Consider the following 23,659-nt stretch of genomic DNA (forward strand, 5'->3'; position numbering starts at 1 on the left):
ACACGGTCGGATATGTCGGCCGTTTCTGTTCCCCAAGCGGCGTGCCAAGTTCGCGGATCAGGCAACTGCCAATGCCGCATTTCTCGGGGCTTCAGTCTCCTGCGGAGCGGATATGCGGAAAATGAGACAAATTTCGTGACGTTTCGTAGCGAGAAAGTTCCTTTACGGATAACGCCTGCCCCGCGTACCAGCGTCGGCGACGCATCCGATGCGGTCGATCGCTGAAAGTGAACTGCTGCCAAGCGTCTGGTGATCACCGAAACCAGGCGAGCGAGTTGCCCGGTAGTCCGGTTTCGCAAGGTTCCCGGTGCGCAGTTGGCAGGTCTTTCGTTCTGATCTCTCCAACGGATGCATGTCCCATGTCAAAATTTTCCACCTTGTTGTCGCAGCGACGCGGGTCCAAACGTCGTCGACTGTCTGCTGAACCGTTGGAAGCTCGACGGCTACTAGCCGCCAGTATGGGCTGGGATGGTCCGGGGTTGGGCAGCGCGGAACTGACCTACCACATCGCCAATTCGCCTGATTCACTGACACAGGCGGAAACCAACGCGGCGATCGAAACGGCACTCGACGCGTGGGCCAGCGTGGCTGACATCACGTTCACGCCTACCGATCAATCTGGATTGCGAGACTCGATCGACCTGTCGTTTACCAGGATCGACGGCGTCGGCGGCACGCTTGCCCAGGCCTATTTTCCTGACGATGTCAATTCCGATCGTATCGCCGGTGATGTTCAATTCGATCTCGCCGACGCTTGGGAAGTTGGTAATTCGCTTGGGAACCAAGCATTCGACTTGGTCTACGTTGCCGTGCACGAGATCGGTCACTCGCTAGGCCTGGATCACACGGCGGCGATGGGCAGCGTTCTGGCGCCCTTTGTCTCGCCGAGCCAGTCGTTCAACGGATTGGATTCCAGCGACGCGGTCGCGATCGGAGATCTGTACGCGGTGGCCGATGTCGTGACCGGTTCGGAATCGCCGGTCGACGAGGTTCCCAGTGATGAATCCCCCGTCGACGAAACGCCGACGCCTGAAACGAACACCGACACAAGCGACAGCGATGACGATCGGTTCCCTCGAAATCGTTGGCGTCGCGGTGGTGGCTGGCATCGATGGGGAGGAAGACTGGATGCCGAAACACCTGAATACAACTATGTCCATCCGACGGATGTCAACAGCGACGGCAATACGTCTGCACTGGATGCGTTGGCCGTGATCAATTCGATGCAGCAAAATTCTGCGGATGTAGCCATCGTGGATTTCGATCAGGCGACCGAACCAATCGACGACGCCGCGATTGTCGTTGACGAAGTTGACGGCGACGAAACGATCGATGACGGTGGCTTGGTGGATGACACCAATGGTGACCCGTTTTGCGACACCGGTGTCCGACATCGTTCACACCGCTACGACGTGGGTCTGTTCGGCAATGACGCCGAGTCGCTGGTCACGCGTTTCGATACGGATGGCGACGCGGCGCTTTCGGAAGACGAAGTGCCCAATCGGTTGTGGGCAAAGCTGGCTGATTTCGAAGCCGACACAAATGCCGATGGCTTCGTATCACTTGCCGAACTTGAACTTGCGGTGACAGCGGCTGCCCAGGAATCGTTCAATGAAAAGGATGCTGACAGCGATGGGCTGTTGGTGGAAACGGAGGTGTCGGATCGATTTTGGGCGAAGGTTTCACCTGCGGACACCGACGGTGATGATGGCGTTTCGTTCGATGAGTTCAGTGCCTTCATTTCGGAAGGCCTGGCCCATGACAGCGGTAACGATCCAGTCGATTTTGGACGTCACGGCCACCATGGTCGCGGCCACCACCGGTCTGCGGATGCCGTGTTTACCGCGTTTGGACGATTGGCCGGTCGCCGATAGCTTGTCGTCACGCCCGGTGCCCAGTCGCCTACGCGCGAGTACGAGTGAAAGGAGGCTGTGCTGAATCCAGCGTCGCCTGCAAATCGGCGTTGGAACGCTGAATCGCAAGCTCGTCCGCTGGTTTGCCGATGTTGCGAGTCTACTGCGGGTTGACGACGCTGGCGTCGCTGAGTGTTCGCATCTCTTTCTTGATCGGTTCTACAAAACTGTCGGCGATGAAGTGGTCGGGGTTCACCGGTTGAATCACTTTCTGAGGGATCGTTTCCGCCATTGGGCCGCAGCCAAGGCAGAGGGAAACAATGCCGGGTAGCCCGAGCCAAGCCGGAAGGCTCCGTAAGCAATTGAATGCCATCTTTTCTACTCCGGAAGCTGTCGATGATTGAAGTTTTGCATTCCCCCTGTTCCGTGTGCTCTGCAAACAGGTCTCTCTGATGCCGAGTCGTTCGCATCGAGCGATGAAAAAGTGTCCGACCATTTTGCCGGCCAGCCTCCCCTCGGGTGCTTCGCACAGTAGGGGGCGGACACTTTTCTTCCGCGTTAGCAACGCACGATCCATCAGTGTCGTTTCTTTCTTCCCCCCTCTCTCTCACTCTCTCCCCCGCAAACTGCTGCGCGGCGGGGGCGAGATGACTTGAATCGCGACACTGATTGATCGCTCGTTGCTTCACAGCGCACGATCCATCCTTGTTGGCACTGCAGTCGTGGGATTCGCCAAGATCCCTAACCGTCGGGTTGTCGTGACGGAATCGTCACCTCGTCCACCACGACCGACATTTCCCGTGCGTTGCTCCGTCACTGCGCTGTCGTGGGTTGAACGGTTGGTTTCCGGCACCCATCGACGGTGTAGGTGTCGAATTCTCGTAGCAGCCACAATGCAACACATGCGGACAACATCGGAATGGCGGCGAAGAACAGCAAGTGCGGGTAAGTCCACGGATCGATGTAAGCACTCCACGAACTGAACGTTGAAATTGCATGCAGAACGAGGATGATTCCGTAGGTCCATGTCCGAAATGCTCCCACTAAAAACGCGATTAGAATGACCGATTGCACACCGCCCACGCCATAAGCGAGCATCTCACTGAGTTCGGAAATTCCGTAGAACTTTTTAAAAACCGCCGCCGCGTGTTCTGGGTTGATGAATTTATCGATGGTCCACATCGCAAAAACGCTGAAAATCCCAACTCGAATCAGTAGCAGGCTGCACGCTAGCCGAGTTCGAAGGCGATCATCTAACGGTTGCGGTTGAAGGTCAGACATTTTTTTTGGGGGGTTTGGTCGTTTGGGCGGAAGCGGAAGACTTGCAATCACTATTCCTCATTGCGATGTCGTTACGACGCTTGGTCCCGCCGACGCGGAATGGCAGTCCAGATGGTGCAGAGTCATTTTCGTTCGATGCAGTAGAGCGATTGATTGCTCCGCAGATACAGCTTGCCATCGCTGACCGCTGGTGATGCGTTGAAGTCGGTTTCATCGCTGGCGAACTTGTTTTGCGTTTCCGGCGAGAACGATTCACCGGGCGAAAACACGATCGTGCCACTTCGCCGAGTCACGACATAGATATGTTTGCCAATCAAGATCGGCGATGCGTACACAGGCCGGCCATTCTCTAGATTGCTGACTCGCGCACGGTAAATCACCTCGCCGTCCTTCGCCGACGTGCAATAGGCGATGCCGCGGTCGTCAATCCAGTAAAGACGCCCGTCATGCAGCAGCGGTGTTGCGACATAAGAACTGGATGGGTTGGTCCATCGAACATGGGTGTCGGTAACATCTTTTTCTTGCCCGGTTCCACCGCCCGCGTTGACCGCGATGCTTCCCGACGCCCGGTAGCCGCCAAAGCTGTAGATCGTGTTGCCGTCGACAATCACTGACGGCGATACGTTGCCTGTCATGGGCGAACTGGCGTACCAGTTCAGTTTTCCAGTATCCGGATTCAGTGCCCAGATTTCTTCGGGCACGCTGATGACCAACTCTACTTTCGCATTGTCTAGTCTGACGATACGCGGGGTTCCGTAGGTCAATTCAAGCATGTCAGCATCGGTGCGCCACAGTTCTTTGCCGGTTGTCTTTTCCAGACAAAGGATCGCTTTGGCTTCTTCGGCTGCGTTGACGAATAGCTTGTCTTGGTAGAGCACGGGACTGGATGCCGATCCCCACTGGCGGTTGCTGCTGCCTTTGCCAACATCGAAGCTCCACATCTTGGTGCCTGCGAGTGAAATGCAGTGGACGCCGCCTTTGCCGAGGAAGACGTACACGTTCTGGCCGTCGCTGACGGGCGTGTTGCTGGCGTAGCCATGTTCCGTGATGTAGCCCTGGTATCCGTCTTCGCGATAGTTGATCGGGAAATCGACCGACCATTGCTGGTTGCCGGTGCTTTTGTCGAAGCTGATGACTTGGCGTTTGGCTTCATCGCCGGAGACGTAGCAGGTCACGATGACTTGATCGCCCACGACGATCGGACTGGACGATCCGCTGCCAGGCAAGTCCTGCTTCCAAGCGAGATTCTCCGAGTCGCTCCAGGTGATGGGAACCACGTCCGCAGACTTCGCCGTGCCGCCCGGCCCTAGAAACTCGGGCCAATCGTCGGCGAATAGTTCAACGGTCGCGATGAAAAAGCAAGTGGCAGCGATCAGACAGCGGAGCATGGGATTCCCGTTTCCTTGGAAGGCGAGTGACAGATCATTTCATCCCACCGGTAGCGGAAGTCGTCAAGACTTTCGAGGCCCCCGGCAACCAAAACGAAACTCATGACGAGTTCCGCACGAACAAGGTTTCTAGCAGGCGCATGCGTCACTGCGGGCGCTGGGGAGGACCTCCGCGATCCGGTCGACCTCCGCGAGGCGGATTCTGCATCGCGGCGGTTAGCTCTGCACGGGTAACGCTACCATCGTTGTTCGCGTCCGCTTGCTGAAACAGCTGGAGAATCATTTCGGGCGGCGGGCCTCCCCGCATGCCTGCGGGTGGGCCACCGCGACCGGGTGGCTGAGCAAACAGGAAACCGGGAACCATGATGATTCCGGAAAAGATGACGCACTGAACCGTAGGGCGAATCATTCTGCTTTGCCTCGGATTTTGTGTTTTGCGGGGCGTTTCAAATGCTGCCTTCCGCAAGGATTTTGCCTGACGGGATTGAATGCGTCTTCACCACCCAAAGTGGGCCAAACATTTTTGCGCAATTCTTAGTTGCCAGGTATTCGGTGCCCCGGCCTTGCACACCTCAGCGGGCCGGCGACGGGCGGGCTCCACGGGGCCTGCTTCACGGGGCGGGCTCCACGGGGCCGGTTTCAATGGACCGGCTTCAATGGACCGGCTTCACGGGGCCTCAAGATCGCCCCAAAGATTCTGCGTGACATTTTCGAACCTTTTTGGCCCTTTTCGAGTGGTGGTGACGCATGGATTACCACAACCGTTGCTTTCGCAAATCAAAAACCGAGGTCATCGTGATAAATAGCTGGTTCTCCGCAGAACAACGACGAAAAAACAGCCGTGCAAGTCAGTCTCGCCGTCGTCTGCGTGTGGAGTTGTTCGAGCAACGGATGATGTTGCACGGTGGTGCGGTGGATGGTCTCGACACGACGACCGACACGGATCAGATGTTGATGGCCGCGGACATGGCCGTTGGTTCGATGAACTCGTTGTCCGCAATCACACTGGGGGCCGAAGGAGAAGAAATTGCCGTCGAGCAGTCCCCTTGGACTCACGCGGTGGTCGCCGATGACGCAGCGGCGTTCTTCGACGACAGCTTCGTCCATGAAGTTTCGATCACCTTCGATAACATCGATTGGTACGATGTGCTGGTGGATTCGCACACCAACGACTCTGCCGATCCCTACTTCGCCGCCGACGTGACCATCGACGGCATCACGATGGAAAACGTAGGCGTGCGTTTCAAAGGCAATTCATCGTTCACCGGTACCGGCATCAAGAAGTCGCTGAAAATTGACTTCGACGAATTCGATGAAACCAACGATAGCCTGACCTACCTCGGCTTGAAAAAGCTAAACCTGAACAACAACTACAACGACCCGACCATGCTGCGGGAAAAGTTGCTGTATGACTTCGCATCCAACTTCGTGGAAGGTGCCAGTCGAGCGGTCCATACCAACGTCACGATCAATGGCGAATTGTATGGTATCTATACCGCCGTCGAACAAGTCGACAAAACGTACGTGCAAACCCGGTTCGGCAGCGACGAAGACGGCAACCTGTTCAAAGGTGCCGCATCCGATGATGCCGGCGATGATCCAAATGCCGATTTCGGATCTGACTTGACGTATTTGGGCGATGATCCACTCGCCTACGAAGCCAACTATCAACTGAAGACGAACGAGACGGCGAACGACTATTCTGACTTAGTTGAACTCATTGACGTCCTGAACAACACGTCCGCCGAAGAGTTGGCGGACGCCATCGAACCGCTGTTGGATGTCGATGACGCGTTAGCATCGATTGCGATCAACAATCTGTTTGCGAACATCGACTCGTACAACGGTTCGGCGCACAATTACTATTTGTACGATCGTGATGACACCGGGCAATTCACGCACATCCTGTGGGACGCGAATGAATCCTTTGGGCGGTTCAGTCTATTCGTCACGCCGGGCGAAGACTTGCAGGAGCTCGATCCGTTCTGGCTACCGGTCGCCACGACGATGGGTGGACCGGGCGGTGGTGGGCCTCCCGTTGGTGGGCCTCCCGTTGGTGGGCCTCCCGTCGATGGGCCTGGCGTCGGTGGGCCTGGCGATGTTGCAGCAGACGCAGAGGAGTCACGCCCATTGATGGAAAACCTGTGGGCCGTCGCTGAATACAGTGACGACTACCTGCGTGATTTGGCCGAGATGCTTCGTGAAGGATTTGATGTCACGACCGCGACCGCTCGCATCAACGAATTGGCAAATGTGATTCGCGACGACGTGACGGCGGATCCGAACAAGCAGTACACGACGGCACAGTTTGAACAAAACCTGACCGGTGACATCGTTTCGGGAATGGGGACGATCTACGGTTTAACTTCGTTCATCGAAACGCGTGCGCTATACCTCGATGCCGAGTTAGACTCGTATGCTTCGACGTCCGATCTGCGACTCAACGAATTGATGACCGTCAACGTGGCGACGGTTCAGGACGAATCGGGTGATTTTGATCCCTGGGTCGAGATCTATAATTTTGGTCCAGGTTTGGTGGATGTGTCGGGGCTGTACCTCACTGACGACGCGGGTGATCTGACGAAGTGGTCGATCCCCTCGGGAAGCGTGGACGATGGCCAGTTTCTGACGCTTTGGATTGACGGCGAAACCAGCGAAGGAACCAACCACGCCAATTTCGCGCTCGATGCGTCAGGCGGAATTCTGCAATTGACCGACGGTGTGACTGTGATTGATACGGTTTCTTACGCCGCGATGTCCGACGATACATCGTTGGCTCGGGTGCCCGATGGCGAGGGAGATTTTGAAACGACCGACCAACCCACGTTTGGCATCGAGAATCTTGCCAGCGTTGTCGTTGTTGTTCCCGTCGAACCGGTGGTGCTGTACATCAACGAGTTCATGGCGGACAACGACTCTGTGATCGAAGATCCTGACGAAGCAGGGGCGTTCGAGGATTGGGTCGAAATCTTCAATCCGGGCACCCAAGCAATCGACTTGAGCGGCATGTCGATGACGGACGATTTGACGGATCCCACTCAGTGGCAATTCGCTGACGGAAGCACGATCGCGGCAGGCGGCTACTTGATCGTGTGGGCCGATGGGGACACCGATCAAGGTGACAACCACGCGACCTTTAAACTATCCTCCGGTGGGGAAGAAATCGGGCTGTTCCATATCGACGGCACCACGCTGATCGACTCGGTCGTATTCGGCGAACAAGTGACGGATGTTTCCTACGGGCGATTCCCCGATGGCAGCGAAACGTTCGTTGCCATGACAACACCTACGCCAATTGCAACCAACGTCAACGCCAACTCCAACGTCGGCCCGGTCGCGGATGCTGCGGGTCCCTACAGCGGACTGGTTGATGACACGATTACGCTGACAGCAGCCGGATCGAGCGATTCGGATGGATTCATTACCAGCTACGCATGGGACTTGGACAATGATGGCCAGTACGATGACGCGACCGGTGTCACCGCAACGTTTTTAGCCGCCTCAGTCGGATCCTTTACTGTTGGCGTGCAAGTCACCGACGATCGCGATGCCGTTAGCGTTGATACAGCGACGGTGACGGTTTCTGCGGTACCGGTTGCAGCCGGGATCGTTGTCCTCGAATCGGGTGGGACGACGGTGGTAACCGAAGCGGGGACCAGTGATGTGGTTGGTGTGTCGCTGTCGCGCCAACCGACATCCAATGTCACGATCGCAATCGCAAACGGTGACTCGGGTGAAATTTCGGTTAGCACCCATTCGCTGACCTTCACGCCTGATAACTGGGATGTCACGCAGGAGTTCACGGTGACAGGGGTTGCCGATGGGACGGTTGACGGCGACCAGCTGGCCAACTTGACTTTGGCAGTCTCCAGCGCGGACAGCGCCTATGACTCGCTTGCCGCGGTAGAGGTTGCGGTTACCAATCAGGATACGGATAGCACGCCGCAGATTCATGCTCGAATCATTTCGCCGGACTTTCTGATCCGAACTCACGTGGTCAATGCAAGTGATGTCCAGACAGCGATTCTGGCGGTGGCACACGCCAGCGGTACGATCACCGTTACGCCGATCGGTTCTGCATCCGTCGGTGAAACCATCCTGATTTTGGATGGTAGCTTGACGCAGATTGGTCAGTTTGTGGACGGTTCCTTTGAAGCGACGGTTACCGCCGGCGGATCCTACGCCATTATTTTTGAGGCACAAACCAGTGACCGATTGTATTCCGTTAGTTCCACGGCCGGCAGTGATGGGTTCACCCCCACAGCCCCGACAAACTTTTTGCAGCCGACCGATACCAACGGCGATAGCGAAACCAGTGCGCTGGATATCTTGCTGGTCATCAACCAGCTTGGCAATCAGCCGGTAGCGGAAGGCGAGTTGGCGGCAGGTCCGTCGTTGATGGATGTCAATGGCGACGCCAGGGTTTCTGCCCTGGATGCGTTGGTCATCATCAACGAGCTGAGCCGTCGTCTGATCGTCGAGTCCGAGGGTGATTTTGAACCCGAATCCGTGATCCCGTTCGCCCAGTGGCTGAGCACCGATCCGGGGCCGAATTCTGGCTCGATCGAAACGGTCGTTCCTGACGACGCAACGATCGAAAAGCTTGGCGTCGTAACGTCGGCAAGCGATTCCGATTCATCCTTTCGATTGGTGGACGAGGCCATGCTGGAAATTTTGGATGACGGTACCGATCCGAACGCGGATGATTGGCAGGATCTCACTTACCAATTGGCTGACGACGGCCTCGATTTGGATTGGATCTAGCGGAGCGACCTGGGCCGTTTTTGAATCCTTTGGGCGTGTCCGGAATATCGAGACTCGTGATAGAATCATCGATCAAGACACCGCGTGTGCGTGTGTCAATTTATCGGCGTGTTCATCACCGGTTGGGATGTTTTAGCTGTGGATAGTGAAGTCACTCAGATTTTGCATCAGATTGAAAGCGGAGACCAACAGGCGGCTAGCCAGTTGTTGCCGCTTGTCTATGCGGAACTGCGTCGACTGGCTGCCCAGAAAATGCTCCACGAAAAGTCGGGCCATACGCTGCAGCCAACGGCGTTGGTGCACGAGGCTTTCCTGCGTCTGGTGGGCGGCCCGCGTTCGCAATCGTGGGATGGACGAGGGCACTTCTTTGCTGCGGCTGCGGAGTCCATGCGGCGGATTCTGATCGAGTCAGCCAGACGACGTAGCACGGAAAAACGAGGGGGAGATCGACGGCGAACCGAGCTGTGTGCGGATGACGTGATTTTGGATCCAGAGGACTCGGAAACTCTGCTTGCGCTGGACGAGGCACTGACCAAGCTTGAAAAAGAAGACGCGGATTTGGCACGTTTGGTCGAAATGCGATATTTTACAGGGCTAACGATTGATCAAACCGCTGAAATGTTGGATGTGTCTCCCCGCACCGTCAAACGCAATTGGGCCTACGCACGCGCATGGCTAAGACGAGAAATGGACGCTGGCGATCTCCAGTAGCCCGTCCACCGCGCACCGAAGGAACCCGCAGATCGCTTGCCTGATGTCAGTGACAAGCCGCTTTGCATTCGACACCGTCGTGATAGCCCTATGAACTCATCTTCCGAACGGACCATCTTCTTTGACGCGTTAGAAATGGACGATCTTAATCAGCGGGATCGTTACCTCGACAAAGTTTGCGGCGACAACCAAGACCTTCGTGACAGTGTCGATGCTTTGTTGGCAGCCAGCCTGCAACCGGATCACCCGCTGGATCGGCCTCCGGTTTCGGTTCCCCCGACATCGCAAGTGGAGGCCAATGGTGAATTGATTGGCCAGATGGTTGGTTCGTATCGGTTGATGGAACAGATTGGCGAGGGTGGTTTCGGTCTCGTCTTTGTGGCTCAACAAGAACATCCTGTCCGTCGTAGCGTCGCGCTGAAAATCGTGAAGCCGGGGACCGGATCCAAGGAAGTGATTGCGAGGTTCGAGGCCGAGCGGCAAGCCGTCGCGATGATGGATCACCCCAACATTGCACGTGTCTTCGACGTTGGCGTCACCACCGATGGGCGACCGTACTTTGTCATGGAATTGGTCCGCGGAGTCTCGATCACGCAATTCGCCGATGCCCATCGAATGACGATTCGCGATCGTTTGGAATTGTTCGTCGATGTTTGCTCGGCGGTCCATCACGCACATCAAAAAGGTGTCATCCACCGTGACATCAAGCCGTCCAATGTGATGGTGACGTTGCACGACGACAAGCCTGTCGTGAAGGTGATCGATTTCGGTGTGGCTAAGGCGATCGGGCAAACTCTGACTGACAAAACGATCTACACACGATTCTTTTCGATGATCGGCACTCCGCTTTACATGAGTCCCGAGCAGGCAGAGATGAGCGGTTTAGACGTGGACACACGCAGTGATATCTATTCGCTCGGCGTGATGCTTTACGAATTGCTTGCGGGTGCGACACCGTTTGATCGCGATCGGTTTGATTCGGCTGGTCTGGATGAAATGCGGCGAATTATCCGCGAGGAGGAACCGCCACGGCCTAGCAAGCGGCTATCGACGCTGGGCGCAAAAGTTTCGACCGTATCGACATCGCGGCGGATCGAACCACGTCGGCTTTCGTCGTCACTACGCGGCGACCTGGATTGGATTGCGATGAAGGCGTTGGAGAAAAATCGTAACCGACGCTACGATTCGGCTGCATCGATGGCGGCGGACGTGACTCGGTACTTGGAACAACAACCGATCCAGGCGCGTCCACCCAGCCTGCCCTATCAACTATGGAAGTTTGCCCGCCGTCACCGCGTGGTGCTGGTGACCGGAACGGTGGTGCTGATGTCGATGATTCTGGGCACCGCGGCAAGCCTCTGGCAGATGGATCGTGCGATTAGCGAAAGGGATCAGAAGGAGCAGGCGCTGCGTGAAATCGAAGCGTTTTCCAGCAACGTCACGCAGGCGCATTCGTTGATCGCGGCTGCGGAAACACATGCCGATTCAGCCCAGTGGCGCTTGGCCAGGGCCGATTTTGACGCTGCCGTACAACAGCAACCCAGTTACTACCTTCCGTGGATCAGTCGGGCTCAGTTCTTCACTCGGGTGCGGTTGTGGAACGAGGCGAGTGATGACTACGCGAAAGCCATCAATTTGGGCGCGCCAACCAATACACCGCAGTGGTGGGGAACGGGCGCTCTGCTGGCTTGGACTGGTCACGATGACGCACTGCATGAATTGACCCAACAGTTTGAACGTCAGTTAGAATCAAACCAAACCATTCAAGGCTGGACTCACTTGCGAACCGGTTTGGCGGTCGACCATCAACTGAGTCTCGATTCGTACCGCGCGATTGCAGAGTTCGCCGAATCACAACTAGCTGAGATGGAAGACTCTGGATCGCGGACATCTCCGCATCGGTTCCCACCGCCACCACGGCGTCCGGATAGGAGGCACGAATCGGGGGATGGACCACCGATGCACCGTCGGCAGGGTCAACAATTGATGGTGGAAATCCCGCCGAGGGCTGTATGCGAATACGTCACGGGGATGGCTCACCTGCGAGCCCAGCAGTTCGACCTTGCGATCGATCGGCTGCAGGAATGTGCACAGGATGATCAGTGGCCTGCGGTTGGCTTGGTGCACGCACCCCTTGCGCTAGCCTACAACGCGATGGGGCAAAAGGAGAAAGCACTGGCGTCGCTAGAACGTTCCAAGGTGGCGGTTGACCAAATGGCGGATGAGTTGCTTCTAGTCGATGGTCCGATGCGGCCGACGCCGTGGTTTGACTTCATCGAACTGTTGCAGATCCACCGTAGTGTGGCGGAAGCATTGACCGGACAGACGCCAGCCGATCCGGAACAGTTGGCACAAATCCGACGCCAAGCGATTGATCAGCTAGAGCAGTGAGTTCGCCGTTGTTTCAGGACGCCATGAATCGTTCGGATTGGGGAATTCAGCCGACGCAGCCGCGTTGATGTCCGTTGTCGGATGGGAGATGGTCCGACGAACCGACCGTGGGTGGGTGATGACAAAGATTCCCAACACTGGCATGATGACCGCGTTGGCGGGGCCGGATGGTGGATCAAATTTACTGGTCGCCGGTAAGTCAGCCCCAAGCTGGTATAAATCTGGCACTGCCGGGCTGGTGCCCGCTGGCGACAAATTCGTCGTTTGATCCCCCAACGAATCGATGAATTCCCACTTTTCTCCGTCGAATTCCACGACAACGCCAAAGTCGCGACAACGCCAAAGTGTTGGACTGAACATTATGAGCGAGCCTGCATGAGCACTTTTCAACGAATCCAGATTTCCGGTATCAGTTTGATTCTGATCGGAATCGCCGGTTGTGGCCCCAAGACAGAAGTGGTCGTGGAGAAACGGCCGCGACCCGTTGTCGCCGAATTGCTTCGCAAACAGCCTCCGCCGAATGCGGCGTTGATCACCGCTTCGGCTGGCGCCTGGAAGACAGAGCAGATCGGATTCGAGGTCGGTGGCCGAGTCGAGTTCGTGGTGGAACAGAACGCCTCGATCCAGGGCCGAATTTACGACGCTGACGACCAGTTGATTTTCGCGGGGGATCCGATCGCCCGTCTGGAAAGTGAACGGTTTCGATTGGCGGTCGCTAGAGCCAAGGCCGACGTCGAGACGGCCGAGCAGAACGTGCTGGCGGCCAGAACGGATCTGGAACAGACCATACCCGCTCAGATCGCGTCGGCAGTGGCGAAGCGAACGGCCGCGGAATCCGAGTATTCGCGCAGCAAGCAACTGGTCGCCCGAAACGCTGGGTCCCAAAGCGATTTGGATCAAAGCAAAGCTAATTTCGACAGTGCGTTTGCGGAGGTCCAGCGGTTGGAGGCGACCTTGGAGGCTCAGAAGGCACAAATTGGTTCGCTAGAAAGCGTGTTGGAACAGGCAAAGCAGGGTCAGCGGGACGCCGAGCGAAATCTAGAGGACTGTACGCTGTACTCGTCCTTCACCGGTCAAATCGCCGACGTATCGGTTGTTCCGGGCAGCATTGTGCAAGCGGGAGCCCCCGTCGTGTCGCTGCAGACAATGGACCCGATCAAGGTGGAATTAGAGGTATCGGCTGACGTATCACGCCGTTTGAATCGCACAGACGTTTACCCGGTCTATGTCACCATGCCGGATGGCCAGATCGACGTGCACCAGGGATATCTGTACCAAGTCGATCCCGTCGGCGATCCGCTGACCCGAACTTACACGGTGATCTTGCTGGTCATCAACAAGCAATTGTCGTCAAACGAGCAGACCGGGATCGCGACGACTCCAAACATTTGGCGTCTGGATTTGCCATTCCTGCCGGGGGCTGGTGAGGGAAGATTGTTTGTCGACGAGAAGGCGATCTTGCGGGACGATCAAGGCGCGTACCTATGGCAGATTACCAACTCCACCAGCCAAGGTCGGTCGCCACGCGATCATGTTTACGAGGTTCGCAAAATTCGTATCACGCCGCTGGATTTCAAATCGCCCTACTTTGCGGGTTTGGTTTTCCAGGAAGTGATTGTCAACGATGAAGCATTCGATCCCCACATGAATCTAGTCATCGGTGAATTGACGGTTACCGAGGGAACCCCCGAGGAATGGAACGGCACCCGGGTGCTGGTGGATTCGGGGAACCGTTGGATGCTTCGGCCAGGCGATTTGGTCAAAGTTGACTTGTCCAACACAGACAAAACCGAAGGCTACTATGTTCCCCTGGACGCCATCGCGCGCCGAAACGACGAGGCGGCCATCTTTGTGTTGCAAGGTTCGGGAAACAATTCAAAGGCTGTCCGCATTCCGGTTCGTTTGGTTTCCAGCGATCTGGGCGAAGTGACGTCCAGTCTTTGCCGAATCGAAGCGATGGGAAATGAATCGCTGGAAGGCATGCTGTGCATCACCAAAGGCACGCACTATCTGGTCGATGGCGAACCGGTCAACGCCGTCGCGTCGGCCTCCGATGATCAGGGCGTGTCTGACGACGCAGCCTCGGCGGGAGAACTTAGCGAATGAATCTTGCCGAAATCGCGATGAAATATCGCACCGTGGTTTTCACGTTCGTCGCCATGTTGACGGCTTGGGGAACCTACACCTTCACCACGATGCCGCGTCGCGAAGATCCGGCTTTTACGATCCGAACCTGTGTCGTATCGACCAGTTGGCCGGGAACCCCGGCAATCAAGGTCGAAGAACTGGTGACGGACAAGATCGAAGACGAACTCGATTCGATCGAAGAAGTCGACTATCTGAAATCCGAGACCACCACGGGCCAGTCGGTCATCTATGTGAACTTGGAGGACAATGTTCCGCCCAGCCAGGTCCAACAGGTGTGGGACAAGGTTCGCGCGCGAATCGACAAAACGCCCATGCCGGACGAAAATGTGCGGCCGATCGTTAACGACGAATTTGGTGATACGTCGATCATGGTGTTGGGCGTCTACCAAACACCATTAGAAGGCGAAGATTCGGTCGATGAACAGAACCGATACAGCAGTCGAGAATTGGAAGTTTATGCCGACAGGGTTCGCGACGCCCTGCGGGTGTTGCCCGGTGTCGCCAAGGTTGAAAAGTACGGTGTCCAAAACGAAGCGATCTACATCGAAACCGATCTTGGCACATGGTCGCAATTGGAACTGACCAGCAGCCAACTGAAACGTTTGGTCGCCGACCGAAACATCGTCCTGCCAGGCGGCGACTTCAGCACACCCGACGGGAAATTCAACGTCAAACCCAGTGGCGAATTCGATGCGATGAGCGAAATCGAATCGGTCAGCGTCGCGGGAGTCAAAAGTGGGGACTCCTACAACCGGGTCAGCATTACTGATATTGGATTGACCGTCCGGCGCGATGCAGTCGACCCGCCGCAAGTGATTTGCCGTTTCACTGAACCACGCGGCACGTTCCCCGCTGTGATGGTGGGCATGACGATGAAGTCGGGCGAAAATATCGTTCAGATTTGCGACGCTGCCACGGAACGTATCAACCGTCTGATCAACGTCGATCAGGCGCTTCCACGCGACATCACGGTTCGTCCGATTTCGAAGTTGTCCGACAACGTGACCAAGAAGATCAACGAGGTGATCGTCAACGTCGTCGAAGCGATCATCATCGTGGTGATTGTGGTGTTTCTGTTTGTGGGCCTGCGAACATCGATGGTGATGGCTGCAAACATTCCCTTTGTTGTGCTCGGGTCGATCGCCCTGATCCGTTTGTTCGGAGTCGAACTGGAACAGATTTCGTTGGCGTCAATCATCATTGCATTGGGACTGCTGGTCGATAACGCAGTCCAGGTTTGCGATCAGACCCGTGTCAACATCCTTAGCGGGATGACACCTCGGGACGCGGCCGTTCAGGGAGCAAAGTCGTTGGCGATGCCGATGTTGGTGGGGACACTGACAACCGTCGCAGCGTTTTTGCCGATGTTGATCGCATTGACCGGTGGCGGTGCGGAATATGTGTACAGTTTGCCTGTGACGCTGTCGACGACGTTGTTGTTGAGCTGGTTTTATGCAATGACCGTCTGTGTCCTGCTATCAGCGATCTTTATCCGGGCCCCCAAGAATCCGCTGCTGCCAAATGCACCGCTGCCGTGGCTGAACTATCAAGCCGATCGATACTTTTCGGCCTGGATGGCAAAGCGACGACGAAACAAAGACGGTAACCAACAAGGTCAAGCCGTTCAGGACAGCGATACGGCGGGCGAATCGTTGAAGGTTGCGACTGCCGAATCGCCCACGGGCGGCAATGTGTTTCTGGCTATCTATGGGTTGACGGCCCGGATCGCGCTGAAATTTAAATGGATCACCGTGCTGACATCGGTCGTGATGCTAGTGGCCACGTTGCAGTTGCCGGTTAGCAGCGAGTTTTTTCCGGTGGATCGACGAGATCAGTTCTACGTTCAGGTGACGTTGCCCGAAACGTCTACGGTCGAGCAAACGAATCTAGTCGTTGCACAGGCCGAACAAATCTTAAAGAAGCTGAGTCCGTTCACTGACAGCGAAGGCAACGCCATCGAGCGGTTGCGAGCGATGCGCAGCATGACGGCCCAGGGCGGTGCACGCTGGTCGCTAGGCGTTAATCCACCCGCACCGGAAACGAATACGGCAGAGATTCTGATTCGGACGACCGCGGGTGAACTGACCGAAGGAATGATCACCGATTTTCGGGATGCGGTGGAAGCGGGCAACCCCGAACTGGGGATCGAGCCGATTGCCGGTGCCCGAATCACAACGAAGCGAATTCAGATGGGGCCGCCTGCGAACCCCGTTGAAATTCGTGTTTCCGGTGAGGGATTTGCGGACATCCCCGAACTGCGTCGGATCGTTGAAGAGATCAAGCAGATGCTGCGGGATGATCCCGATACTTGGGACGTGGCGGATTCATGGGGCGTCGATGGGTTTCAGTTGAACGTCGACGTGGACGAAGAAAAGGCCAGTCTGTCGGGTGTCACCAGCGCCAATGTTGCCGACACCCTGAACGCCTATTTCACGGGTCTTCAATTGACGACGTTCCGCGAAGGCGACCACTTGGTGCCCGTCTATTTTCGTCTGCGACCGGAAGATCGCGAAGACCTTTCAGGGATCGATAATGCCTTTGTGGAAGGGACCAACGGCAAGCTGCCGCTCGGGTCCATCGCCAAAGTGGTTCAAACTTGGCAGCCCGGCAAGATCGAGCGTCGTGACCAGAATCGAACCGTCGAGGTATCGTCGGAAGTTCGCGATGGTGCGTCCGGGAATGATGTGGTCCAACGCATCTTTAACTCCGACCAGATGAAGGATCTTCGAAAGCGACTGCCGGTCGGATACAAAGTCGAAATCGGCGGTGCCTTAGAAGAAAGTCAGGATGCAGGGGTACAGATGATGACGTCGTTCCTGATTTCGATCCTGTTGATCGTGCTAATCCTGGTCATCCAGTACAACGGTTGGTCCAAGACATTGGTGATTTTGACGACGCTGCCATTGGCGATGATCGGAGCCTGGTTTGGGCTCTGGCTGACGGACAATCCCTTAGGATTTATGCCCCAACTTGGATTGCTGTCGCTGTTCGGAATCGTGTTGAACACCGGAATCATTTTCATGGAGTTCGCGGATATCTTGATCGCAGAGAAGCGAGACGAACTGCAACGCAACCATCAATCCGATGGGCCTATCGTCGGACTTTCGAAGGTCGAATTTCGCGAGTGTTTGATTGCCGCAGGGAAACAGCGAATGCTGCCGATCTTTTTGACCACGGCAACGACAATCGGCGGGTTGTTGCCGTTGGCTTTGACCGGTGGGCCGCTGTGGATTGGCATGGCGTGGTTGATGATCTTTGGGTTGATCGTGGCCACCCTGTTGACGCTCTACATCGTTCCCGCACTCTATGCCATCATCGTCGAGACGTTCGGAATCCGTCCGGTGCCGGCAGTGGATGGTGATGACGTCAGTGGCCCGGTGATCGCGGACGGCGGAGCAGCAGCGGTATGAACTGGACAGCTGAATTGGCATGAGTAAGTCGAATAGAAGCCGAATAGATCCAGACGAATCGCAAGCCGACGCGGATGCCAATTCAGGTGGTGTCAAACAGGTTTGGCTGTTCGTATGTCTTAGCGGAATCTTTTTGGTGTACCCCCACCTATCGTTGGCGGGTATCGATCAGGTCATGCTGAACATCTTTTTTTCAGGATCGATCCTGTTGTCGCTGCTGATGAAAAATTCGCTGTCGCGTCTGGTGCGATTGGCATATTTGGCCATCGGTTCAGCTGCGATCGTTTCGACTTGGTTGGCGCTAGCCGGGCTGAGCGTCGATTTGGCGATGTCCGTTCTGTACAGTCTGTTCTTTGGAAGCAGCGTGCTGCTGCACTTCCATCGGCTGCTGACAGAGAAAGAGGTTGATGCTGATACGCTGCTAGGTGCTGCGTCCAGTTACATCTTGTTGGGGCTGTTTTTCGCCGCCGTTTTCGCGGTGGTTGTGATTGCTGATCCCGACGCGTTCTCGCTGCAGCAAAGCGATGCCAATCCGGTATACCGGCTGATCTACTTTAGTTTCACCACCCTGACGACTGTCGGCTACGGAGACATCACTCCGAGATCCGAGGTCGCACAGATGCTGGCTGTCTACGAATCGATCATCGGCCAACTGTACTTGGCTGGCGTGGTGGGAGTGTTAGTTGGAACTCTGGTGTCCAACAAGCAGTCCAAAAATTCAGGTCACTGAAATCGAACGCTTCCTTGGCGGCGGGACTTGACCGTCCAGCGGGGAAGGCTTTCACGCAAAACCCGCTTCGGTTCCGAGAGGCTCGGCTCTGCCCGACGGCAGAGTAAAAACAGAGGTCCACTGCATCGTGGATCCGCGCCGATTCTAGCTCAACTAGTCAACGCATCGGAAACAATTTGTTTCGCTTCGGTTTGAATCCGTTCAAGGTGTTCGGGGCCTTGGAAGCTTTCTGCATAGATTTTGTAGATATCTTCGGTTCCCGATGGTCTTGCTGCGAACCAGCCATTTTGGGTGACCACTTTCAGCCCGCCAATGGCTGCGTTGTTTCCGGGTGCGTTGGTGAGGCGGGACTCGATCGGGTCGCCCGCCAGTTCGGTCGACCGCACTGATTCGGGGCTCAGCGCCTTCAATGCATTTTTCTGTTCGGGGGTGGCCGGGGCATCAATTCGGGCATACACCGGGTTACCGAATTTTTCCACGAGCGCTTGGTAGTGCTGTCCAGGATCCATTCCCGTCTTGGCCAGAATTTCAGCTGCCAACAGGTCCAAGATGATCCCGTCCTTGTCCGTGGTCCAAGTGGTGCCATCCTTCCGCAAGAAAGAGGCCCCCGCGCTCTCTTCGCCGCCAAATCCTAGCGATCCGTCCGATAGTCCGTCGACGAACCACTTGAAACCAACTGGCACTTCGCAAAGCGTGCGACCGAGACTTTCAGCAACGCGGTCGATCATGGAACTGGAAACCAATGTCTTGCCAACCGCGACGTCTTTGTTCCAGCCGGATCGATTTTGGAACAGGTAATCAATGGCGACAGCCAGGTAGTGATTCGGATTCATCAGTCCCACCGACTTGGTCACGATGCCGTGACGGTCGTAGTCCGGATCATTGCCGAACGCGATGTCAAAGCGGTCCTTCAGGTCGATCAAGCCAGCCATCGCGTAGGGTGACGAACAATCCATTCGAACTTTGCCGTCCCGGTCTACACGCATGAACGCAAAGGTGGGATCGACGCGTCGGTTGACGATTTCGATGTCCAGTCCGTATCGCTTTGCGATCGGTTCCCAATAGGCGATGCCGGCACCGCCCATCGGATCGACTCCGATTTTTAGTTCTGCTTTGCGAATCGCGTCCATGTCGACGACGTTCTGCAGGTCGTCCACATACGGCGTGATGTAGTCATGTTTTTGGACGAACTGTGACGCCATCGCAGACGCTAGCCCGATTCGTTGGACGTCCGCCAACTGATTGCGAAGAATCTCGTTGGCGCGGTCTTGGATCACGGTGGTGGTTTCCGAATCGGCGGGACCACCGTTGGTCGCGTTGTACTTGAATCCACCGTCCGATGGTGGATTGTGCGACGGCGTGATGACCACACCGTCGGCAAGGTCACTGCTGCGACCGCGGTTGTGCCCCAGAATCGCGTGCGAGATGACGGGAGTCGGCGTGTAGCCGCGGTCGGCATCGATCATCGTGGTGACACCGTTGGCCGCAAACACCTCAATTGCGGACACAAAGGCTGGCTCGGACAACGCATGGGTATCCATGCCCAGGAACAATGGTCCAGTGATTCCCTGGGCCTTGCGGTATTCGCAGATCGCATGGGAGATTGCCAGGATGTGATCTTCGTTGAATCGGCCGGTCGTCGAAGTGCCGCGATGTCCCGAAGTTCCAAATTCGACCGATTGCGCGGGATTCGTCGGATCAGGCTTCAGTGAGTAGTAAGACGAGATTAGCCGAGGAATGTTTTCCAGAAGTTCAATGGGAACCGGTTGTCCAGCAAATTGATTCAGCGTCATGATCTTGTCTTATTTTCTTGGTCAAAATGTGTTTCTATCGTTGGCCCGATGCTAGTCAGCGGCGCGGAATCATCCTGCGTTGCCTGCAAGAACCAAACGCCGCGCAGTCCAACGGGCGAGCCATGGAATGGATTGTATCGTCAATCCGTTCGCTGTTGGACCGATAGAACCGCCAATAGATTCCCCCACTCAGGGACGCGGCAGCCGGGACGCGGCACCCAGACGCACTGCACCCATACGCAAGGCAGGTTTCGCTGTTAGTCGACCAGCAAGCGTTGACTGCGATGGCTGAATGGACACCGGCGATGAACGCGAAAGGAGCCACACGGGGCCGAGAATCAAATCTGCACTGCCGCCGGGACGCTCGAAGACCACCACGTGTTGTGGGACCGCGCATCCATCGTCGCCCGTGTGATCAATCGAATTCTTCGTCACTGATCACGGTTGGTTCCTGCGACGCAGTCACCCGAACTGCTTTGCGTCGACTCGGTGTGGAGTCGACTTGTTGATTTTGCAAAGGATCGGAATCCTTTGTCGCTCAGACTGGCGCGGTCGTGTCGGACGCGAATCACCGTTGGCGTTACTGCAGTCGGTCCACACCGGCGGCAAAGACGTGGTCAACTAAATCCGATCGAAGCGGATTTTGGTCCCGGTGGCGGCGTTGTCCACCTTGATCGCGTTCGCGGTCGTTTGGACGCTGGTCATCATCTTCGGTGGTCTCTGCGATGCTGGGGAAATGGATGTTGCGTAGATGCACATCGCCACTCGTGATGGCCACTTCTTGGACCGTCGTGGTTGGGCCATCCTCGGTATCCGAGATCAAGTGGATCTCGTATTGGCCGGTACGCAGACCATCTTGCACGTCGAAGCTGTAACGGCCTTCGGAATCGGTCGTTGTTTCTGCGATGATTTCTCCGTCGCTGACCAGCTGGACCACTTGATCGGGAATACCGACCGGATCGCGTCCGCGGTCACGGTCCCCTTTGGTTTTCGAATCGCTGGCTGTACCAACGCCCGACCTTGCCGTGATCGACGTCACTGCATCGGTCGCGACGGGGTTGGCCGTTACAACGCCTGCTGTCACAACGCCAGAAATCGACGAATCGAAAAAGAAGACGTCCTTTTGTAGATTGGTCAGATCGGTGTTCCGCTGGACGATATCGGCCAAACTGGTTTGTTCGATCTGTCGGAGATCGGATCCCGAGAACGCGTTCTGGTACCAGAATCGATCAGCATCACGAAGTCGTTCGAATTGGTCTGCGATGATCGTCTGGAACGTCTCACCAACGCTTGACTCGTCGGCGTGATCTTCGACCAGTCCGCCGACCCACAGGTCGATGTCATCAACCGTTCCGTACAATTGTTCTAGTTTCGTCTGCATTTGGGGATCAGACGTCATGTCGGCGAAGCTTTCGACCGGATCCAGGCCATAGGCGACCCGCGTCGTGTTGTAGTCCGCCAACCCGTGGTCTCGCCCGCGTTGGATGTTCAAGCTGACCAGGTCGAACCCGCCAGAACCAGGCGCACCAAACAGAAAGTTGCGGACGCTATCGACCACTTCGATGTCTAGTTCGGACGATGGATCGGACGCCAGATATTTGATGATCGAATCGATCCCGTTTTCGGCGACGGCTTCTGGATTGCTAAACGCATAGCTAAGCGGAATTTCATCCGCAATCTCGTTGCCATCGTTATCCAAGAATTCAACATCGTCACCCAACAGGCTATGCCCAAAGCGGAACGCGGCCGTCGAAAACTCATTCGCAATCGTAGGGTCGACGGTCGAATCGTACCCCTCGTAACGGCTGATCGTATCTTCGCCCAAGAACGCTGGCAGCCACTCGTTGTACGTGATGGCCTGAATCTCGGCGACCACGATTGCTCTGGCCTGCTGATAGATTTCTTCGTCGGTGAATGTCGAATCCGAGGCTGCGATTTCTTCGGCCAACCGGTTGTGTTCACGGACGAACAGGGTCTGGATAGCGGTCAGTTCGATATTTTCGTTCGCGCGAACATCGCCCGCAGCGAACAGTTCATTGTCCGGGAAGATGCCTGCATCGTTGTCCATCGAAAGCGTACCGTCGGGGAACGTTTCCGCATTGTTGTAGGGAAATAGGTCGCCGTCGCTGGTCTTTAGCTGCCCGCCGGATAGGGTTCGAAGCGCCGTTGCTGTGGCGTCATCGGATCCGTAGACGGCCGACCCATCCAGCCACGTCGTGATCGTATTGATCTGTTCTCGCGGTGTTTCGGTTCCGGTTTCGGTATCGTAGGCAGACCGGGTTAGCGAAATGGTTTGGGTTCCGGTTCCCAACGGATCAAAGTAGGAATCGCCCGTGGGCACTTCGATGTCAAACGATTCGCCGCCCGACGGAGTACGGGTGATGTCATGGTCGATGAACTGGCCCCAGACGTAAACAAACGCTGACATGTCGCGATCGCTGATGGTGCCGTCATCGGTTGCAAGCACGTTACTGATTTCACGGGCACTCGGTCGATCAGCGCCGGCGGGTTCCGAAATGCCATCGGCATAATCGTTTTCGGCGACGCGCAGCAGTTGCGTGTCGGCGGTGCCAAGTTCGGGAATCTGGAGGTTGTTGTCGCTGCCATCGATCGACCGATATTCAACCGAAAGATCATCGGTCGGATTCTCTGGGGTGGGACTCTGTGTCGGTGACCCTGCCCTGCCCCGTTCACGACTCAATCGGTTGATGATCATCAAGGCGTCCAGCGCGCTATCGCGGCCATCGTTGTTGACGTCGGTCATCCGCCCCGAATCGCGTTGTTGCCGACCGCCTCCGTCAACGACATCGCTGGCCGATTGCCGGTTCATCTGATTGATGACCGTCAACGCGTCCATGGCGGAAACGATCCCGTCTTCGTTCACGTCCTCGGGGATTTGTTCGTTGTGGAAGATGTTCGCGGCTAGCAATTGCCGTGCTTCCAAGGTTTCCGTCCGTAGCCGCCGTCGTGTTTTGCTGCGTGTTCGTTGTTGGTTTGACGGCGTTGCCTTGCGTTTGCCCGATGGATGACGGCCATTCCTGCGGTTCGCCCAGAAGAGTGCCATGGTTTTGCCTGCGGTAGAAAAGAGTGAGAGGAGAGATGCCACCGAGCGCGGCAGGATGACTCTGCCAAACTCGGGATCCACTCTTACAGGCAACAAACGTATCGTGAATGTCACGGTTGGACTCGC

At 56.2% G+C, this 23,659-nt stretch carries 14 protein-coding genes; 7 read left to right on the top strand and 7 right to left on the bottom strand.

The genetic code is table 11. The features are described from left to right. The first annotated feature begins 359 nt into the window (after positions 1-359). Positions 360-1,874: a matrixin family metalloprotease gene (locus tag K227x_RS11015; protein ID WP_246146738.1), complete on the top strand. Its 1,515-nt coding sequence runs from the start codon at positions 360-362 to the stop codon at positions 1,872-1,874. Positions 1,875-2,013: 139 nt separating this feature from the next. Here the strand turns inward: K227x_RS11015 and K227x_RS31390 are convergent, their stop codons facing one another. From K227x_RS31390 to K227x_RS11030, 4 genes are all read right to left on the bottom strand, one after another. Next, complete coding sequence (locus K227x_RS31390; RefSeq protein ID WP_261343431.1) at positions 2,014-2,145, bottom strand: hypothetical protein; 132 nt, start codon at positions 2,143-2,145, stop codon at positions 2,014-2,016. A gap of 521 nt (positions 2,146-2,666) precedes the next feature. Further along, positions 2,667-3,134, bottom strand: a complete 468-nt coding sequence (locus tag K227x_RS11020; protein WP_145169540.1) for a MauE/DoxX family redox-associated membrane protein — start codon at positions 3,132-3,134, stop codon at positions 2,667-2,669. Positions 3,135-3,256: 122 nt separating this feature from the next. Then, positions 3,257-4,522, bottom strand: a complete 1,266-nt coding sequence (locus tag K227x_RS11025; protein ID WP_145169541.1) for an outer membrane protein assembly factor BamB family protein — start codon at positions 4,520-4,522, stop codon at positions 3,257-3,259. Between the two features lie 145 nt (positions 4,523-4,667). After that, a complete protein-coding gene (locus K227x_RS11030) occupies positions 4,668-4,931 on the bottom strand; it encodes an EF-hand domain-containing protein (protein ID WP_145169542.1) in 264 nt (87 codons plus the stop codon). 482 nt (positions 4,932-5,413) lie between these two features. Between K227x_RS11030 and K227x_RS11035 the strand changes: the two genes are divergently transcribed. The 3 genes from K227x_RS11035 to K227x_RS11045 all read left to right on the top strand — a co-directional run bounded on the left by K227x_RS11035 (position 5,414) and on the right by K227x_RS11045 (position 12,388). Then, positions 5,414-9,286, top strand: a complete 3,873-nt coding sequence (locus K227x_RS11035; RefSeq protein WP_218933932.1) for a CotH kinase family protein — start codon at positions 5,414-5,416, stop codon at positions 9,284-9,286. A 138-nt stretch (positions 9,287-9,424) separates the two neighbouring features. Further along, positions 9,425-9,997: an ECF-type sigma factor gene (locus tag K227x_RS11040; protein ID WP_145177699.1), complete on the top strand. Its 573-nt coding sequence runs from the start codon at positions 9,425-9,427 to the stop codon at positions 9,995-9,997. 90 nt (positions 9,998-10,087) lie between these two features. Next, positions 10,088-12,388, top strand: coding sequence for a serine/threonine protein kinase (locus K227x_RS11045; protein WP_145169544.1), 2,301 nt, complete (start codon positions 10,088-10,090; stop codon positions 12,386-12,388). Here K227x_RS11045 and K227x_RS11050 read toward each other — a convergent pair. Continuing rightward, on the bottom strand, positions 12,377-12,748 hold the full coding sequence (locus K227x_RS11050) for a hypothetical protein (RefSeq protein ID WP_145169545.1): 372 nt from the start codon (positions 12,746-12,748) through the stop codon (positions 12,377-12,379). The genes K227x_RS11045 and K227x_RS11050 overlap by 12 nt on opposite strands. A gap of 15 nt (positions 12,749-12,763) precedes the next feature. On the opposite strand from K227x_RS11050, the gene K227x_RS11055 reads away from it, so the two are divergent. The 3 genes from K227x_RS11055 to K227x_RS11065 are packed head-to-tail and all read left to right on the top strand — an operon-like array spanning position 12,764 to position 18,676. Continuing rightward, positions 12,764-14,494 (top strand): efflux RND transporter periplasmic adaptor subunit, encoded by a 1,731-nt coding sequence (locus tag K227x_RS11055; RefSeq protein WP_145169546.1) that lies wholly within the window; start codon positions 12,764-12,766, stop codon positions 14,492-14,494. Further along, positions 14,491-17,946, top strand: a complete 3,456-nt coding sequence (locus K227x_RS11060) for an efflux RND transporter permease subunit (RefSeq protein ID WP_145169547.1) — start codon at positions 14,491-14,493, stop codon at positions 17,944-17,946. Before K227x_RS11055 ends, K227x_RS11060 begins: the two co-directional genes overlap by 4 nt. Before the next feature lie 19 nt (positions 17,947-17,965). Beyond that, complete coding sequence (locus K227x_RS11065) at positions 17,966-18,676, top strand: potassium channel family protein (RefSeq protein WP_145169548.1); 711 nt, start codon at positions 17,966-17,968, stop codon at positions 18,674-18,676. A gap of 149 nt (positions 18,677-18,825) precedes the next feature. Here the strand turns inward: K227x_RS11065 and pgm are convergent, their stop codons facing one another. Both pgm and K227x_RS11075 read right to left on the bottom strand, forming a co-directional pair. Continuing rightward, entirely contained in the window at positions 18,826-20,469 is a 1,644-nt protein-coding gene (gene pgm / locus K227x_RS11070; protein WP_145169549.1) for a phosphoglucomutase (alpha-D-glucose-1,6-bisphosphate-dependent), read from the bottom strand. A 580-nt stretch (positions 20,470-21,049) separates the two neighbouring features. Further along, positions 21,050-23,533 carry a peroxidase family protein gene (locus K227x_RS11075; RefSeq protein ID WP_218933933.1) on the bottom strand — a complete coding sequence of 828 codons (2,484 nt, stop codon included), beginning with the start codon at positions 23,531-23,533 and terminating at the stop codon, positions 21,050-21,052. Between the last annotated feature and the right edge of the window lie 126 nt (positions 23,534-23,659).

Source organism: Rubripirellula lacrimiformis, assembly GCF_007741535.1.
GTDB lineage: Bacteria > Planctomycetota > Planctomycetia > Pirellulales > Pirellulaceae > Rubripirellula > Rubripirellula lacrimiformis.

Excerpts from the sequence above, each read along its gene's own strand:
- K227x_RS11015 (WP_246146738.1), top strand. The coding sequence starts at position 360 with ATGTCAAAATTTTCCACCTTGTTGTCGCAGCGACGCGGGTCCAAACGT.
- K227x_RS31390 (WP_261343431.1), bottom strand. The coding sequence starts at position 2,145 with ATGGCGGAAACGATCCCTCAGAAAGTGATTCAACCGGTGAACCCCGAC.
- K227x_RS11020 (WP_145169540.1), bottom strand. The coding sequence starts at position 3,134 with ATGTCTGACCTTCAACCGCAACCGTTAGATGATCGCCTTCGAACTCGG.
- K227x_RS11025 (WP_145169541.1), bottom strand. The coding sequence starts at position 4,522 with ATGCTCCGCTGTCTGATCGCTGCCACTTGCTTTTTCATCGCGACCGTT.
- K227x_RS11030 (WP_145169542.1), bottom strand. The coding sequence starts at position 4,931 with ATGATTCGCCCTACGGTTCAGTGCGTCATCTTTTCCGGAATCATCATG.
- K227x_RS11035 (WP_218933932.1), top strand. The coding sequence starts at position 5,414 with ATGATGTTGCACGGTGGTGCGGTGGATGGTCTCGACACGACGACCGAC.
- K227x_RS11045 (WP_145169544.1), top strand. The coding sequence starts at position 10,088 with ATGAACTCATCTTCCGAACGGACCATCTTCTTTGACGCGTTAGAAATG.
- K227x_RS11050 (WP_145169545.1), bottom strand. The coding sequence starts at position 12,748 with ATGTTCAGTCCAACACTTTGGCGTTGTCGCGACTTTGGCGTTGTCGTG.
- K227x_RS11055 (WP_145169546.1), top strand. The coding sequence starts at position 12,764 with ATGAGCACTTTTCAACGAATCCAGATTTCCGGTATCAGTTTGATTCTG.
- K227x_RS11060 (WP_145169547.1), top strand. The coding sequence starts at position 14,491 with ATGAATCTTGCCGAAATCGCGATGAAATATCGCACCGTGGTTTTCACG.
- K227x_RS11065 (WP_145169548.1), top strand. The coding sequence starts at position 17,966 with ATGAGTAAGTCGAATAGAAGCCGAATAGATCCAGACGAATCGCAAGCC.
- pgm (WP_145169549.1), bottom strand. The coding sequence starts at position 20,469 with ATGACGCTGAATCAATTTGCTGGACAACCGGTTCCCATTGAACTTCTG.
- K227x_RS11075 (WP_218933933.1), bottom strand. The coding sequence starts at position 23,533 with ATGGCACTCTTCTGGGCGAACCGCAGGAATGGCCGTCATCCATCGGGC.